Source organism: Streptomyces sp. CCM_MD2014 (assembly GCF_000772045.1).
GTDB lineage: Bacteria > Actinomycetota > Actinomycetes > Streptomycetales > Streptomycetaceae > Streptomyces > Streptomyces salinarius.
In genome coordinates this window covers 886,015-903,370 of record NZ_CP009754.1, presented here as the reverse complement: position 1 = coordinate 903,370, position 17,356 = coordinate 886,015, and the positions used below count along the sequence as shown (strand labels likewise).

Annotated in this window: 5 protein-coding genes; 4 read left to right on the top strand and 1 reads right to left on the bottom strand. The window is 74.7% G+C overall.

Annotation, left to right across the window (positions count from 1 at the left end):
* Window positions 1-31 precede the first annotated feature (31 nt).
* Entirely contained in the window at window positions 32-1,681 is a 1,650-nt protein-coding gene (locus tag NI25_RS04005) for a (2,3-dihydroxybenzoyl)adenylate synthase (protein WP_061441099.1), read from the bottom strand.
* A gap of 129 nt (window positions 1,682-1,810) precedes the next feature.
* Between NI25_RS04005 and NI25_RS04000 the strand changes: the two genes are divergently transcribed.
* The 4 genes from NI25_RS04000 to NI25_RS03985 are packed head-to-tail and all read left to right on the top strand — an operon-like array spanning window position 1,811 to window position 17,356.
* Window positions 1,811-8,503, top strand: coding sequence for a non-ribosomal peptide synthetase (locus NI25_RS04000; protein WP_078884499.1), 6,693 nt, complete (start codon window positions 1,811-1,813; stop codon window positions 8,501-8,503).
* Window positions 8,500-14,070: a non-ribosomal peptide synthetase gene (locus NI25_RS03995; RefSeq protein ID WP_061441097.1), complete on the top strand. Its 5,571-nt coding sequence runs from the start codon at window positions 8,500-8,502 to the stop codon at window positions 14,068-14,070. Before NI25_RS04000 ends, NI25_RS03995 begins: the two co-directional genes overlap by 4 nt.
* A complete protein-coding gene (locus NI25_RS03990; protein ID WP_061441096.1) occupies window positions 14,067-15,218 on the top strand; it encodes a saccharopine dehydrogenase NADP-binding domain-containing protein in 1,152 nt (383 codons plus the stop codon). Before NI25_RS03995 ends, NI25_RS03990 begins: the two co-directional genes overlap by 4 nt.
* Window positions 15,215-17,356, top strand: coding sequence for a Gfo/Idh/MocA family oxidoreductase (locus NI25_RS03985; RefSeq protein ID WP_061441095.1), 2,142 nt, complete (start codon window positions 15,215-15,217; stop codon window positions 17,354-17,356). The genes NI25_RS03990 and NI25_RS03985 overlap by 4 nt, the downstream gene beginning before the upstream one ends.

The following is a 17,356-nucleotide window of genomic DNA, read 5'->3' as shown; positions in this document are numbered from 1 at the left end:
CCGTCGAGCGGGCGCTCCGCCGCGCCACGTCTTACGACCGGAGCTGCTCCCGCGCCAGCGCCGCCTTGTCGACCTTTCCGACCGCGGTGAGCGGGAGGCCGGGCACCCGGACGACTTCGTCCGGCGCCTTGTAGCCGGCCAGCCCGCGTTCCCCGAGATGGGCCGCCACCTCCCGCACGCCAGGAGCCTCGCCGTCGCAGACCACGAAGGCGACCGTCCGCTCCCCCCGTTGCTCGTCCGGGACCCCCACCAGTGCCGCCGCCGTGATCGCCGGATGGGTGAGCAACTGCTCCTCCACCTCCACCGCGGCGATCTTCTCGCCGCCGCGGTTGATCTGGTCCTTGATCCGGCCCACCACCACGAGATGGCCGGTCGGCAGCCGCCGCACCACGTCGCCGGTCCGGTAGTGGCCGTCCGGGGTGAAGGCGGTGCGGTTGTGCTCCTGAGCGCGGTAGTACCCGCGCAGCGTGTACGGCCCCCGGGTGAGCAGCTCGCCCGCCGTACCGTCGGGCACGGGCCTGCCGTCGGCGTCCACCACGAGGACCTCGTCGTCCGGGGAGACGGGCCGGCCCTGGGTGGTGCGGACGAGGTCGTCGGGGTCGTCGAGACGCGTCAGGTTGATCAGCCCCTCAGCCATGCCGAAGACCTGCTGCACGGTCGCTCCGAGCGCCGGACCGAGGACCCGGGCGTGCTCCTCCGGCAGCCGTGCCCCGCCGACCTGCACCACCGTGAGACTGTCCAGGTCCCAGGAACCGGCGCCGGCCTCGTCCACCCAGTGGGTGACGAGCGGCGGGGTGAGGGACGTCAGGGTCACGCCCTCCCGCTCGACGAGCGCGAACGCCGTCTGCGGGCTGGGGTCCGGGGCCACCACCACGGTTCCTCCGGCCATCAGGGTGCCCAGCACGCCGGGGCAGGCGAAGGTGAAGTTGAACCCGATCGGCAGTACCGCCAGGTAGACGGTCCCTGCGTCGAGCGCGCAGACCTCGGCACAGGCGCGGGCGTTGTAGGCGTAGTCGTCGTGCGTCCGCGGGATGAGCTTGGGAAGGCCGGTCGTGCCGCCGGACAGCAGCAGGAGCGCGAGGTCGGCGGGGTCCGCACCGCCGTCGTCGGCGCCGGGCACCGGCGAGTCGTCCGGGGCGGAGGCCGGGACCGCCCGCAGGGCGTCGAACGGGACGAAGCCGCTGTCCGGGCCCGGATCGCCGACCACGACGACGGTCCGCGGCGAGCCGTCCGGCCCCAGTTCCGCACACACCTCGCGCATCAACTCCCGGTGGTCGAACCCGGCGTGCCGGTCGGGCACCACACAGGCCACCGCACCGGACGCGCGCACCAGATGACCGATCTCCCGGCGCCGGTGACCGGGCATGGCGTGGACCGGGACCGCCCCGAGCCGCTGGAGCCCGAACCAGACGAGTACGAACTCGGCGCGGTTGGGCAGCTGGACCACGACGCGGTCACCCCGCGCGATGCCGAGTTGGCGCAGTCCGTGGGCGACGCGGTCGGCCTCGGCATCCAGCTCCGCGTAGGTCCACCGCCGGTCGCCGTCGACCAGGGCGACGCGGGCTCCGTGGTCGGCGCCCGCCTGCCGGAGGCGCGCTCCGAAGGTCACACCCTGCCAGTGCCCGGCAGCCCGGTATCGCGCCGACTCCGCCTCGGACCAGGTCCTTTGAGTGTCCGTCACGTGATTCTTCCTCCCCGGTGGACCAGGGCTCTGGTGCCGCGGCCCGTTGTGTGATTACGATGTGAAGCATTGAAATGATAATCATTTCAAACTAGAGGCGACTCCCCATCCGATCGGAAGGTCCCATCAGTGAGCGACGAAGCAGTCGTCCAGGTACGGGCAGCGGAAGGTGGGCGTGCCCTTCGCGACCCGGCCACGGTGCGCGAAGCGGTGGCACGTGCGCTGCGGATGGCGCCGCACGAGCTGGAGGACGACCGCGACCTCTTCGAACTCGGCCTCGACTCGTTGACGTTGATGTCCCTCGTCGGCACCTGGCGGCGTGAAGGCAGCACCGTCACCTTCCAGGACCTCACCCGCACCCCGACCCTCGCCGCCTGGACGGCCCTGCTCGGCCGGCACCGCCGGGCCGGGGCCCCCGCCGCCCCGTCGACCGCCCCGCACGACGCGGCGGCGGCCGACGAGCCGCCGGAGTCCTTCCCGCTCGCCACGATGCAGCACGCCTACTGGATCGGACGCCAGGACGGACAGCCCCTCGGCGGCGTCGCCGCGCACTTCTACGTCGAACTCGACGGCCACGAGGTCGATCCCGACCGCCTCGACGCCGCGCTGCGCGCACTCGTGGAGCGGCACGGGATGCTGAGGGCCGTCTTCGACGAGGACGGCCGGCAGCGCTACGGCGCCCGGCGTGCCCGCCTCACCGTCCACGATCTGCGCGACCACGCTCCCGAGGACGCGGAGACGGAACTGGAGCTGCTCCGGGAGCGCAACACCCACGCCCGCCCCGACGTCACCACCGGTGACGTCTTCCGCGCGGCACTGTGCCTGCTCCCCGAGGGCCGGACCCGACTGCAGATCGACCTGGACATGATGGCCGGGGACGCGCTGAGCCTGCGGGTGCTCCTGTCCGACCTGCGCCGTCTCTACGAGACCCCCGACGACCCGCCGCGCGAACTCGCCCTCGACTACCGCCGGTACCTCGCCGGGCACGACGCCCGGCGGCGAGCGGAGCGCGAGGAGCACGCCGCCTGGTGGCGGGAGCGGCTGCCGGACCTGCCCCGCGCCCCACGCCTGCCCACGACCGTCGACCCGCTGACCCCCGTGAGCGGGGAAGACACCGTCCTGACCCACTCCCGCCGCCTGCACCACTGGCTCGGACCCGCCGACAAGGCGGCCCTGATCAGCGCCGCCCGCCGGCACGGCATCACGCCGGCGGCCGCCCTCGCCACCGCCTTCGCCGAGGTCGTCGCCGCCTGGAGCGACGGCCCGCGCTTCCTCCTCAACCTTCCGCTGTTCGACCGGGACACGACCGACCCCGACGCCGCCTGCCTGGTGGGGGACTTCAGCAGCTCGGTCCTGCTCGACGCCGACCTGAGCGCGCCCCTGCCGTTCTCGCGGCAGGCCCGCCTGTTGCAGGAACGCCTTCAGGAAGGCATCTCCCACGGCGCCTACGGCGGCGTCGAGGTGCTGCGCGACCTGGCCCGCTCCGAAGGGGCCCCGGTGCTGGCCCCGGTCGTCTACACCAGCGCCATCGGACTGGGGGAGATCTTCGAGCAGGATGTGCAGAAGTCCTTCGGCCGGCCGTCCTGGATCATCTCCCAGGGTCCGCAGGTCCATCTGGACGCGCAGGTCACCGAACTCGACGGCGGCCTCCTGCTCAACTGGGACGTGCGGGACGGCCTGTTCGAGGACGGGGTTCCGGACGCCGCGTTCGACGCCTACCGCCGCCTCGTCACCCGCCTGATCACGGAGCCCGACGCCTGGGCCCGCCCGGTGGACGGCCTGCTCGCCCCCGACGTCCTGCCCCGGCGTGCGGTGGCCGCGCTGCCGCCCGCACCCGTCCCGCACCGCGCCCTGCACACCCGGTTCTTCCGGCTCGCCGAGACCGAGCCCGAACGCACCGCCGTCGTCCGCACCGCCGGCGACACGCTCACCTACGGCGAACTCGCCCGCGCGGCCCGGCGGATCGCCGCCCTGCTGCGCAAGCACGGCGTGCGGGAGGGCGACACGGTCGCGGTGACCCTGCCCAAGGGCGAGGACCAGATCACCGCGGTGCTCGGCATCCTGGCGGCGGGCGCGGCCTACGCCCCCGTCGGCGTGGAGCAGCCCGCCGTACGCCGGGAACGCATCCACTCCGTGGCCGGCGCGTCCGCCGTACTCACCGACCGCGACCACGCCCACCTGTGCGCGGACGTCCCCTCGGCCCCGGTGCTGTGCCTCGAGGACGCGACGGCGATGGAGCCCGGACCCGTCGGCCGACCGGACCCGGCACTCCCCGCCTACGTCCTCTTCACCTCCGGCTCCACCGGGCTGCCCAAGGGCGTCGAGGTGCCGCACCGGGCGGTCGTCAACACCGTCGAGGCGATGGCGGAGCAGCTCGGTCTCGGCTCCGCCGACCGCACCCTCGCGATCTCCGCGCTCGACTTCGACCTCGCCACCTGGGACATCTTCACCCCGCTGTCCCTGGGCGGACAGGTCGTCACGGTCGGCCAGGAGCACCGCCGCGACGCCCACCACTGGGCGCGCCTGGTGCGCGAGCACGGGGTGACGCTGGTGCAGTGCGTACCCGCGCTGCTCGACCTGCTGATGGCCGCGGGAGAGGACGACGGCCTCGGGGACCGCCTGCGCATGGTGCTCCTCGGCGGCGACTGGGTCGGCCTCGACCAGCCCCGCAGGCTGCGCGCCCTGGTGCCCGGCTGCCGCTTCGTGGCGCTCGGCGGCATGACGGAGGCGGCGGTCCACTCGACGGTGTTCGAGGTCGCGGAGACCGACCCCGCCTGGAAGTCCGTCCCCTACGGCGTTCCGCTGCGCAACATGCGGGCCCGCGTCGTGGACGGACGGGGACGGGACTGCCCCGACCTGGTCCCCGGGGAACTGTGGATCGGCGGCCCGGGTGTGGCCAACGGCTACCGCGCGGACCCGGGGCGCACGGCCGAGCGCTTCGTCGAGTACGACGGTGAACGCTGGTACCGCAGCGGCGACCTGGCCCGCTACCGGCCCGACGGTGTCCTGGAGTTCCTCGGCCGCGCCGACCACCAGGTGAAGCTCGGCGGCCACCGCATCGAACTCGGCGAGATCGAATCGGCCCTCGAGGACGATCCCGCGGTCCTGCACGCGGTCGCCGCAGTCCTGGACACACCGGTGCGTCACCTCGCCGCGGCCGTGTCCCCCGCCGGCGAGCCCCCCGAACCGGGCCGGGTCCGCCTCCGGGCGGCGGAACGCCTCCCCGCCCACATGGTCCCCGAGCGTGTCCTGGTCCTGCGCGACCTGCCGCTGACCGCCAACGGCAAGCTCGACCGGGCCGCAGTCCGCCAGGCGCTGAGCGAGGCCGCCGGCCAGGACCTGCCCCGTACGACGGCGCCGCAGGGCCCGGTGGAGACCGCCGTGGCGGCCGAGTGGGCCGGCCTGCTCGACGTGCCCGAAGTGGGCCGGGAGAGCAGCTTCTTCCTGCTGGGCGGAGACTCGCTCGTCGCGACCCGCGTGATCGGCCGCCTGCGCGCCGCCGGGTTCCCCGGGGCCCGTGTGGCCGACCTCTTCGCCCGCCCCGTGCTCCAGCACTTCTGCGAGTCACTGCGCCCCGCCACGGAAGCGGCCGCGGCGCCGGTACCGGTCGCCACGCCGGTACTGGTGCCCGACCCGGACCGTGCGCACGAGCCCTTCCCGCTGACGGACGTCCAGGCCGCATACCACACGGGCCGCGACCCCCGTTTCACCCTCGGCGGCGTCGGCACCTGGCACTACACCGAGTTCGACGGAACGGACGTCGACCTGGGCCGGCTGGAGCGCGCCTGGAACGCCCTCGTCCGCCGGCACGGCATGCTCCGCGCGGTCGTGACGGACGGACACCAGCGCGTCCTGCCCGACGTACCGCCCCTGCGCATACCGGTGGAGGACGTTGCGCCCGGCGACGCGGACGAGGCCCTCGCCGGCCTGCGCGCCCGCCTGTCCCAGCAGGTCCGCGACCCGGCCCGGTGGCCGCTGTTCGCCGTGGAGGCGGTGCGCTACCGCGCGGACGACGGCGCGCCGCGGACCCGCGTCGGCATCGGCCTGGACTACCTCGTACTGGACGCCCTCTCCATCACCACGCTCTACGCCGAACTGAACACCCTCTACGCCGACCCGGACCACGCACTGCCGCCCGTCGACGTGACGTTCCGCGACTACCTGACCGGGCTGCCCTCCGACCCGGAGTCGGCCGCGCGGGCCCGGGCCCACTGGGGGGCACGGCTGGCCGAACTGCCGCCCCCGCCCGCCCTGCCCTTCGAAAGGGACCCGGCGACGCTCGACGCGCCCGTCTTCACCCGCCGCCGCACGAGCCTGCCCGCCGACGACTGGCAGGCGGTCAAACGGGACGCCGCCCGGCACGGACTGACACCCTCGACCGTCCTGCTGGCCCTGTACGCGGAAGTCCTCGCGGCGTGGAGCGGCACGGACGCGCTGACGGTGACGCTCACCCTCTTCAACCGACGCGACGTCCACCCGCACATCCACCGGGTCCTGGGCGACTTCACCTCCCTGTCCCTCGCGGGCCACCGGCGCGAGGGCGCCTCCTGGCTCGCGGCGGCCGTCGCGCTGCAACGGCGTCAGGCGGAGGACCTGGACCACGCCGACGTGCCGGTCGACTGGCTGCTGCGGGAGTTCGGCCGCCGCACGGGCACGGTCGACGCCGCCGCGCCCGTGGTGTTCACCAGCGCCGTCGGTGTCGGTGACGCCACGCTCGCCGGGCCGGGCGCCGGCCTCCCCGCGAAGGTCTGGGGCATCTCCCAGTCGCCGCAGGTGTGCCTCGACAACCAGGTCACCGAGGAGTCCGGGAACCTGGTCGTCACCTGGGACGCCGTCGAGGAGCTGTTCCCCGAGGGCGTGCTGGACGCGATGTTCGGCGCCTACGAGCGGCTGCTGCGGTATGCCGTGGCCGGTGACTGGGAGGCGCCGCTGCCCGACCTGCTGCCCGCCTCCCAGCGCGAGCGCAGGGCCGCCGCCGCACGGGAGGCCGCACTGGAACCGGTGGCCCCGCGCCCGTTGCACGAGGGGTTCTTCTCCCACGCGACGGCCACCCCCGACCGGACCGCCCTCGTCACGACCGGGGGCGCGGAGGTGACGTACGCGGCCCTGGCCGACCAGGCACTGCGCACCGCTGCCGCGCTCGGCGGGGCGGGCGTGCGGCCGGGCGACCTCGTCGCGGTCACCCTGCCCAAGGGGCCGGAGCAGATCGCGGCCGTACTCGGCGTCCTCGCGGCCGGAGCCGCCTATGTGCCGCTGAGCCTCGAACAGCCCGCCGCACGGCTGGAGCGGGTGCGAGCCACCGCCGCCTTCCGCGTCGTCGTGGGCGACTGGCCCGAACCGGCCGCTTGCCGCCTCCTGCCGTTCGAGGACACGCAGCGCCACGAACCGCTGCCCGCCCCACGGGAGACGTCTCCCGGAGCGCTCGCCTACGTGATCTTCACCTCGGGTTCCACGGGCGAGCCCAAGGGCGTGGAGACGACCCACGCGGCGGCCTGGAACACGGTCGCGGACATCAACGCCCGGCACGGCGTCACCCGCGACGACCGCGTCTTCGCGCTGTCGGCACTCGACTTCGACCTGTCCGTCTACGACGTCTTCGGGCTGCTCGCGGCGGGAGGCTCCCTCCTGCTGCCCACCGAGGACCAGCGCCGCGAACCGGCCCGCTGGCCCGGCCTGGTCGACCGGTACGGGGTGACCGTCTGGAACACCGTCCCGGCCCTGCTCGACCTGCTCCTCGACGCCGACGAGCACCGGGCGCCGGAACGCGGCGGCATCGCGGGGCTGCGGACCGCGCTGGTCTCCGGTGACTGGATCGGCCTCGACCTGCCCGCCCGGCTGCGGGCAAGGACCGTGCGGCCCTGTGTCTTCGTGGCCATGGGCGGGGCGACGGAGGCCGCCATCTGGTCCAACACGCTCACCGTCACCGAGCCCGACCCCCGCTGGGTCTCCATCCCCTACGGGCGCCCCCTGACCGGGCAGTACTACCGGGTCGTCGGCCGGGACGGGCGGGACTGCCCCGACTGGACGCCCGGCGAGCTGTGGATCGGCGGCGCGGGACTGGCCCGCGGATACCTGGCCGACCCGGCCCGCACCGCCGAGAAGTTCGTCGAACAGCACGGCAGACGCTGGTACCGGACGGGTGACCTGGGCCGGTTCCGGGGCGACGGCCTGCTGGAGTTCCTCGGCAGGCTCGACAGCCAGCTCAAGATCGCCGGTCACCGGATCGAGGCCGGCGAGATCGAGGCCGCGCTGGAGGCCCACCCGGCGATCGCGCGGGCCGCCGTCGTGGCCGTGGGGGAGCGCACCGCGAAGCGCCTGGCCGCGTTCGCCGTCCCCCAGGAACTCCCCACGGGCGAGCAGGCGCCCGCGGACCGGGTCGAGGACCCCGGACTCATCGAGAGCCTCTTCGCCCTGCTGGCCGAGCGGGTGCCGGCGCACGCCGTCCCCTCCCGCATCCGACTGCTGCCCGCCCTGCCCCTGACGGCCAACGGCAAGGTCGACCGGCCGGCCCTGGCCGCTCTGGCCGCACCGGAGACGGACTCCTCGGGGGCCGAACCGCCCCGGGGAGAGACCGAGGAGGCCCTCGCCGCGCTCTGGCAGGAGTACCTCCCGGGCCGGGTCCCGGACCGCCACGCCAACTTCTTCACCGTCGGCGGCGACAGCCTCACCGCGCTGCGCCTGCTGACCGCGATCGAGCGCCGCCTGGGGGCCGCCGTGCCCGCCCGCCGCTTCTTCGCCGCCCCGACCGTCGCCGCGCTCGCCGCGGACGTCACCCGCACGCTCGCGGTCCACGAGACCGCCTACGAGACCGGAGAGCTGTGAACATCCCTGAACTGCTGGCCCGTTACGCCGCCGAGGGCGTGGTGCTGTGGGCCCAGGACGGACAACTGCGTTTCCGCGCCCCGCAGGGCCGTCTCACCGACGCGCACCGGGCCGAACTGCGTGCCCACAAGGAAGCCGTCCTGCGCCACCTGGAAGCGGGGGAACCCGAGCTGCGGGGCGACCCGGCGGGCCGCCACGAACCGTTCCCGCTCACGGACATCCAGGCCGCCTATCTCATCGGCCGCACCGACGCCTACGCCTACGGCGGCGTCGGCTGCCACGCCTACGTCGAACTGGAGTACCCCGACCTGGACGTCGACCGCGTGACCGCCGTCTGGCGGCAGCTGGCCGAGCGGCACGACATGCTGCGCGCCGTCGTCCACCACGACGGCTACCAGCAGGTCCTGGCGGACGTGCCGGCCCTCGACGTCGGAGCCGACGACCTCACCGCCCTCCCGGCCGACGCCGCCGCGGCCGAGGTGGAACGCACCCGCGCCCGGCTGTCCGCACGTGAGACGCCCACCGACCAGTGGCCCCTCTTCGACGTGCACGTGAGCCGGACCGCCGAACGGGCGGTGCTCCACCTCTCCTTCGACATGCTCGTCGTCGACCACGCCAGCCTGCGCCTCCTGCTCGCCGAGTTCCGGCGCGGCTACGGCGGTGAACCCCTCTCCGACGCACCCCGGATCACCTTCCGCGACTACGTCCTGGCCCGCCGCGCCCTTGCCGACACCGACGCCCACGCCCGGGACCGCACCTACTGGACCGAACGGCTCGACACCCTGCCGCCCGCCCCCGAACTGCCCCTCGCCGAAGCGTGGGAGGCCGGCGTGAGCGGAACGGGGGAAGCGGGAGGCCCGGCGGTGTCCGGCGGCGCGGTGAGGTTCCGCAGACGGGAGGTGCTGCTGCCCGCGGCCGACCGGGACCGGCTCGCCGAACGCGCCGGGCGGCGCGGACTGACCCTGTCCGCGGCCCTGCTCGCCGCGTACGCGGAGACCGTCGGGGCCTGGTCGCGGACCAGCCGCTTCACGCTCAACGTGCCCACGGTCGACCGGCCCGCCCTGCACGCGGACATCGGCCGCCTCGTCGGCGACTTCACCTCGCTCGAACTGCTCGCCGTCGACCTCGACGCACCGGCCACTTTCACCGAGCGGACCAGAGCCGTGGGACAACAGCTCCTGGAGGACCTGGAGCACCCGCTGTTCACCGGTTCGGAGGTCCTCGCCGAGCTGTCCCGCAGGGCCGGCGCGCCGGTGCTCATGCCGGTCGTCTTCACCAGCGCCCTGAGCACCGGCGCCACCTCCGAGGGCGTGCCCCCCGAGGTGACGTACGCGGTGACCCGGACGCCGCAGGTGTGGCTCGACTGCCAGGTCATGCACCGCGGTGACGCGCTCGGCCTCTCCTGGGACATCCGCGACGGCGCCCTCGCCCAGGGCGTCGCCGACGCCATGTTCGAGGCGTACACCGCGCTGGTGCGGTCGCTGGCGGCGGAGGGCGAGGCCGGCGAGGCGGCCTGGGACGCGCCGGTCCGCGTCCCCCTGCCCGCGGCACAGGCGGCACGACGTGACGCGGTCAACGCGACCGGGGGACCGCTGCCGGACGCCCTGCTCCACGAACCCGTCCTGGCGCAGGCGCGGACCACACCGGACGCGATCGCGGTCCGCACCCCCGGGCTGACCCTCACCTACCGACAGCTCGTGGCCCGCGCGAGCGCCCTGGCCCAGGAGTTGACGGCATCCGGGCTACGGTCCGGGGAGCCCGTGGCGATCTGGGCGGACAAGGGCTGGGAACAGGTCGTCGCCGTCTTCGGCACCCTCATGGCCGGCGGCGCCTACCTGCCCGTGGACACGGCCCAGCCACCGGCCCGCCGGGACACCATCATCGCGGACGCGGGCGTCCGCACGGTCCTCACCCAGTCCTGGCTCGCCGACATCGACGACCTCCCCGCGAGCGTCACGGCCCTCGCCGTCGATCTCCTGCCCGAGGACACCGCGACCGCACCCGGCTCCGGTGCGCCCCGACGCGACCCGGACGAACTCGCCTACATCATCTACACGTCCGGCTCCACCGGCACGCCCAAGGGCGTGATGATCAGCCACCGGGCCGCCCTGAACACCGTCGAGGACATCAACCGCCGCCACTCGGTCACCGACCGGGACCGGGTACTCGGCATCGCCGGACTGGGCTTCGACCTGTCCGTCTACGACCTGTTCGGACCCCTCGCCGTGGGCGCCACCCTCGTCCTGCCGCAGGCGGACCGGCGCGGCGACCCGTCCCACTGGGCCGAACTCGTCCGCGACTTCGGGGTGACCGTGTGGAACTCGGTGCCGGGCCAGCTCCACATGCTGTGCGACTGGCTGCGCTCCGAGCCGCCCACCGGGGACGCCTCGCTGCGACTCGCCCTGATATCCGGCGACTGGATCCCGGTCACCCTGCCCGACCAGGCCCGCGAACTCCTCCCCGGCCTGGAGGTCGTCTCCCTCGGCGGCGCCACCGAGGGCTCGATCTGGTCCATCGCCCACCCCGTCGGCGAGGTGGACACCACCCGTCCGAGCATCCCGTACGGCACGCCCCTGACCAACCAGACCTTCGCCGTGCTCGACCGGCACCTTCGGCCCCGGCCCGAATGGGTGCCGGGGGAGCTGTACATCGGCGGGGCCGGTGTCGCCCTGGGCTACTTCGGAGACGAGAGGCGCACGGCGGAACGCTTCCCCACCGACCCGGTCACCGGGGAACGGCTGTACCGCACCGGTGACCTCGGCCGGTACCTCCCCGACGGGACCATCGAGTTCCTGGGCCGCGAGGACGCCCAGATCAAGATCCGCGGCTACCGGGTCGAACTCGCCGAGGTGGAGGCCGCCGTGCAGGCCCACCCCGACGTCGCGGCGGGCGCGGTGGTCGTCGACGACTCGACGTCCGGCGGCCGCCGCCTGGCCGCCTTCGTGGAGACGGCCCGCAAGGACGGCCGGCCGGCCGGGAGCACCGGCCCGGCCGGCGGCCGTGGCGCCGACGGCAGCGCCGCGGCACGGACCCGGGCACGTGCGGCGGCGGCCGAGGCCGTACGGGACGCCTCCGCGGCCGTCGACGCCGCGCGGCTCACGGAGTTCCTGGCCGCCCTCGACGACGTGGCGCTTGCCGAGATGACCCGCGTCCTCGCCGCCTCCGGAACCTTCGCCGACGGAGCACCGCGCACCGCCGACGAGGTGGGCACGGCACTGCGCGCCACATCCCGCCACCGGCACATCGTGCGGCGCTGGCTGCGCGCCCTGGCCGCCCGCGACCGGCTCACCCACCGGGAGCCGGACGACACCTACACCGGCCTGGTCCCCGTCACCGCCGCCGAGGCGGAGCGCCGCTGGCAGCGGGCCGAGGAACTGGAGCACGAGGTCGGCTGGAGCACGGAACTGCTCACCGTCATGCGCACCTGCGCAGCGCGGCTGCCCGAGCTCGTCTGCGGCGAGACGGGCATCCGGGAGCTGCTCTTCCCCGGCGCGGCGACCGAGGCCGCGGACGCCGCCTACCGCGACAACCTCGCCATCCGCCACCTCAACCGCGCCGTGGTCGCCGCCCTGCGCGAGATCGCCGCGAGCCACACCGGCGAGGAACGCCTGCGCGTCCTGGAAGTGGGCGGCGGCGTCGGCGGCACCACCGGTGAACTGGTGCCCGTCCTCGCCGAGTACGGCGTCGACTACCTGTTCACCGACGCCTCCGCGTTCTTCCTGAACGAGGCCCGCGAGCGCTTCGCCGACCACACCTGGGTCCGCTACCGGCGCTTCGACATCGACGAGGACGCGCGCGCCCAGCACCTGCTGCCCAACACCTTCGACGTCGTGATCTGCGCCAACACCCTGCACGCCGCCGCCGACGCCGACACGGCCGTGGGCCGGCTGCGGGAACTGCTCGTGCCCGGCGGACAGCTCGTGTTCGTGGAGAACACCCGCGACGAGAACCTCCCGCTGCTGGTCTCCATGGAGTTCCTGGAGGTCGCCGGCCGGACCTGGACCGACGTGCGCGAGCACACCGGCCAGTCCTTCCTCACCCACACCCAGTGGCGTGAACTCCTCGACCGGCACGCCGCGTCCGAGGTCACCTCGCTGCCCGAGCCGGGGGACACGCTGGCGCTCACCGGCCAGGAGGTCTTCCTCGCCACCCTGAAGGACGACCGGCACCACGTCCCCGTCGGCGAACTGGCCCGCACGGCGGCGAACCGGCTCCCGGAGTACATGCTCCCCTCGGTGTGGCAGGTCGTCGACACCCTGCCCCGCACGGCCAACGGCAAGACCGACCGCGCCCGCCTGCGCACCTGGCTGCCCCGCGAGAGCGCTCCGGCGGTCGTGGCCGAGACGCCGAAGGACGACCTGGAGAACGCCCTCGCCGACCTGTGGTCGGAACTCCTCTCCGTCGAACGCGTCACCCGCAACGACGACTTCTTCGACCTCGGCGGCGACTCGCTCCTGGTCGCCCGCATGGTGGGCCGGCTGCGTGAACGCGTGCCTCGGGCCGCCGACCTGGAGTGGGAGGTCGTCCTGCGCCACATGCTGCGCCGCCCCACCGTCGCCGGGCTCGCCGCGTTCCTGCGCGGGCAGGCGGGCCCCGAGGACGCGCCGGCCACCTCCGTACGCACGGACCCGGTGGTCCCGCTGCACGGCGCCCGCTCCGACGACGAGCCGACCACCGTCCTGGTGCACGCCGGAACCGCCACGATCATGCCGTACCGGGCGCTGATCACCGAGATCCGCCGCCGCTCACCCGGCCTCGCCGAGGTCGTCGGCCTGGAGGTCCCGGACCTGGACGGGTTCCTCACCGCACCGCCGCAGGGACTCATCGAGCAGATGGCGGCCGACTACGCGCGGGCCCTGACGGCGGACGGACGCAGCCGCTTCCACGTGGTCGGCTACTGCCTGGGCGGCCTGATCGCCACCGAAGTGGCCCGCAACCTGGCCGAGTCCGGAGCGGAGGTGGAGAGCCTCACCGTCATCAGCAGCCACAGCCCCCGCTTCCGGCTCGACGACGAACTCCTCGCCGAGTACTCCTTCGCCGTCATGATGGGCATCGACCCGGCCGACCTCGGCTTCCCGGACGACCAGTACCGGGTGGCCGCTGCCGCCGACGCGGTCCTGGCGGCAAGTCCGGGCGTGCTGCGGGACGGCGGACTCGCCGCCCTGCCCGAAGAGTTCGCGGACGTCGCGGGACGCTTCCGGGAACTCGCCAAAACGCCGCGCGCCGCACGCATCGCCCGGATGTGCGAGGCGGTGCCCGCCTCCGCCGGCACCTACACACCCGACCACATGACGCGGCTGTTCCTCGCCTTCCGGCAGAGCGTCTTCGCCATCACCCGCTACGACGCCGAGCCCTACGCGGGCGACATCACCTTCCTGCGGCACGACGGCGCCTACCCCTTCCCGGGCAGCAAGGACGCCGTCACCGCCTACTGGGAGGAACTCACCCTGGGCGACCTGGACATCGTCGACATCGGCGGCGACCACTACAGCTGCCTGTCCGTCGAGCACGCGCCCGGCATCCTCAAGACCCTCGGCGAGCTGACCCAGGGGGCGATCACCCGATGACCGGCCCTGTGATCGGAGTCCTGGGCGCCTCCGGCGCGGTCGGCCGTGCCGCCGTGCGGGAACTGCGCGCGCTCGGCCACACCGGGCTGCGCCTGGGCGGCCGTACCGCCTCGGCCCTGTCCGCGGTCGCCGCGGAGGACCCCGCCGGCCACGACGAGACCGTCCGGGCCGACGCCACCGCGGCGGACGGCCTGCGGGCCTTCACCGACGGCTGCGACATCGTCCTGAACTGCGTCGGCCCCACCTACCGGCTCCGTGCCACGGTGGCCGCCGCGGCCCTCGCCGCCGGCGCCCGCTGCGTCGACGTCGCCGGCGACGACCCGGCGGCCGAGGACCTCCTCGGGAGCGGCGCCCCTTCCCGCGACGGCCGCACCGTCGTCCTGTCGGCGGGAGCCCTGCCCGGCCTGTCCGGCCTCCTGCCCCGCTGGCTCGCCCGGCAGGGCCTGGACAGCGCGGCGACGCTGACCGCGTACTGCGGCGGCCTGGAAACCTGCTCGCCGACGGTGGCGCACGACCTCATGCTCTCCCTCAGCTCGGGAGGCGCCGACGGCGCCGCCTACGGCGAGCCTCTCGCGGCCGTCCGCGGCGGCCGGCGCGTGCCGCGCGCGCTGCGCGCCGACGAGGACGCCGTCCACGAGGCGTTCCCCGGCCGGGTCGCCGTACAGCCCTACCTCAGCGGCGAGAGCGAACGCCTCGCCACCGCCCTGGGCCTCGACCGGCTCGACTGGTACAACGTCCACCCCGGCCCCGCCGTACGCGCCCTGCTCAACCTCCTGCCGGGCCGCCTCGCAGCCGGGGACGACCCGGACCGGCTCGCGGAGCGGCTGATCCTCGCCGCAGACCTCGACCTGGCCGGACGCAAGCCCTACTACGTCATGGACTTCGCCCTGACCGGCACCGCGTCCGGGACGCCGGCGACGGCGGGCCTGACCCTGCGGGCGGCCAGCAGCTACCGGCTGACCGCCGCCGTCGGTGCCCTGGCGGTGGACGCGGTGCTGCGGGGGGAGGCGCCGGCCGGGGTGCACTTCGCCTGCGACGTGCTGGAGCCCGACCGCGTGGTGCGGCACCTGCGGGAACACGCGGTGGCCGACCTCCGGCTCACCGGCGCGGCGGCCGGCGCCGAGCAGACGGAAGAAGGCGTGCTGTGAGCGAACCGAGGCCGCTGCGCGTGCTGGTCTGCGGCACCAACTTCGGGCGCTTCTACGCCGAGGCGGTACGCCGGCGCCCCGGATACACCCTGGCCGGCATCCTCAGCCGGGGATCGGCCGCCTCCCGGGCGTACGCCGAGAGCCTGGGCGTTCCCTTCCACTCGGACGTCGGCGACCTGCCGGACGGCATCGACGCGGCCTGTGTGGCGGTGAGTTCCTCCATCTCGGGCGGCCAGGGCACCGAACTGGCCAGGGCGCTCATGGACCGGGGCATCCACGTCCTCCAGGAACACCCCGTCCACCTGACCGAGCTGACCGGCAACCTCACCCACGCCCGCCGCCGAGGGGTGCAGTACCGCCTCAACACCCATTACCCGCACGTCGCCCCGGTCCGCGCCTTCGTCGACGCGGCCCGCCGGCTCCTCGCACGGCAGCGACCGCTCTTCCTGGACGCCGCCACCCCGGTCCACCTGATGCACCCGCTGGTGGACATCCTCGGCCGGGCGATGGGCACGCTGCGGCCCTGGCGGTTCGCGGACCCGGCACCGCTGCCCCCCGGGACCGGACCGCAGCCGTTCCGCTCCCTGCAGGGCGTGTTCGCCGGCGCACCCCTCACCCTGCGGGTGCACCACCAGCTCGACCCGTCCGACCGCGACAACCACGCCCTGCACTGGCACCGGATCTCCCTCGGCACCGAAGGCGGGGTCCTCACCCTGGCCGACACCCACGGCCCGGTGCTGTGGAGCCCACGCCTGCACATCGGGCGGGACGCCGACCGGCGCTTCGTGCTGGACGGCACGGGCACCGGCAGCCTGGGGCTCGGGACCACGGCGGTGATCGGGAACACCGGGACCTTCCGTACGGTCTTCTCCGACCTGTGGCCCGAAGCGATCGGCACCGCCCTGGACGGGCTCCGCGAGGCCGTCGCGCAGGGCGCCGACGCCCTGCGCGACGGCCAGTACGAGCTGGCCGTGTGCCGTATCTGGACCGACCTCGCGGCCCGGCTGGGGCCGCCCGAGATCGTCCGGCCGGCCACCCCCCGGCCCCTGGCGGTCAGCGACGTGTTCCCCGCGCCGGCCGGTGCCGCAGGCCCCGTGCCCGTGCCCGTCGGTGACGTCTTCCCCGCGCCGAAGCGGGCACCGCGCGACAGCGCTCCCCGGCCCGGCCGGGACTCGCCGACGGGCGGGAAAGCCGCCGCGGGCCCCGGCCGGGCCGGGGGTGCGGGACACCCCTCGGCGGAAGCGGCTGCGCCCCGGCCCGCGGACACCGCCCCGTACTCGCCGTCGGCGGAGTTCTTCGACCTCGTCGCCGCCGAGCACACCGCGACCTCGAGCGCCCCGGCGGTCGCCGCCCTCCTCGCCGACGCCGACCTGAGCACCGGGCCGGTGGTGGACATCGGCGCCGGCACCGGGCTGGTGACCGAGGCCGTGGCGCGGGCCCGGCCGGACGCGGAGATCATCGCCTGCGAACCGTCGGCCGGCATGCGTGCCGTCCTCACCAGCCGGGTCTTCGGCGACGAGGACCTGCGCACCCGGGTGACCGTCACCGCGGACACCGCTCCCGACCTCGACCTCCCCGACCGGATCAGCGTCGTCCTGCTCTGCGGCGTCCTCGGCCACCTCGACGCCGACGCGCGGGCCGGGCTGTGGCGGCGGCTGAACCGGCGACTGGCCCCCGGCGGGCTCGTCGTCGTCGAACTCATGCAGTTCGAACGGCCGACGACCCTTCCCGAGACCCGGCTCGCCACCGCCACCGCCGGGCGCCAACGCTACGAGTGGTCGTTCGCCGGGGCACCGGACGAGACGGAGGACGGCGTGATGCGCCTGCACTCCACCTGGCGCGTCTACCGGGACGGCGCCGGGCAGCCGGAACGCGAGGTGCACGACTCCTACCGCTGGACGCCCTTCGCGCTGGCGGACGTGGTGGCCGAGTCCGGCATGGCCGCACGCACCCTGCCCACCCGCCCCGGAGCACCTCCGCTGGCCGTGCTCACCCGGACACCGGACTCCGCCGGTCCGGACGTCTGCGAACCCGCCGCCGGCTCGCGCCCGCCGCCCGCCCGGACCGCGCCCGAAGCCCCGGACGGCCCGCACCCCACCACCGGGCACGTCTTCTCCTCCTCCACCACCGACGGCTAG

Excerpts from the sequence above, each read along its gene's own strand:
- NI25_RS03990 (WP_061441096.1), top strand. The coding sequence starts at position 14,067 with ATGACCGGCCCTGTGATCGGAGTCCTGGGCGCCTCCGGCGCGGTCGGC.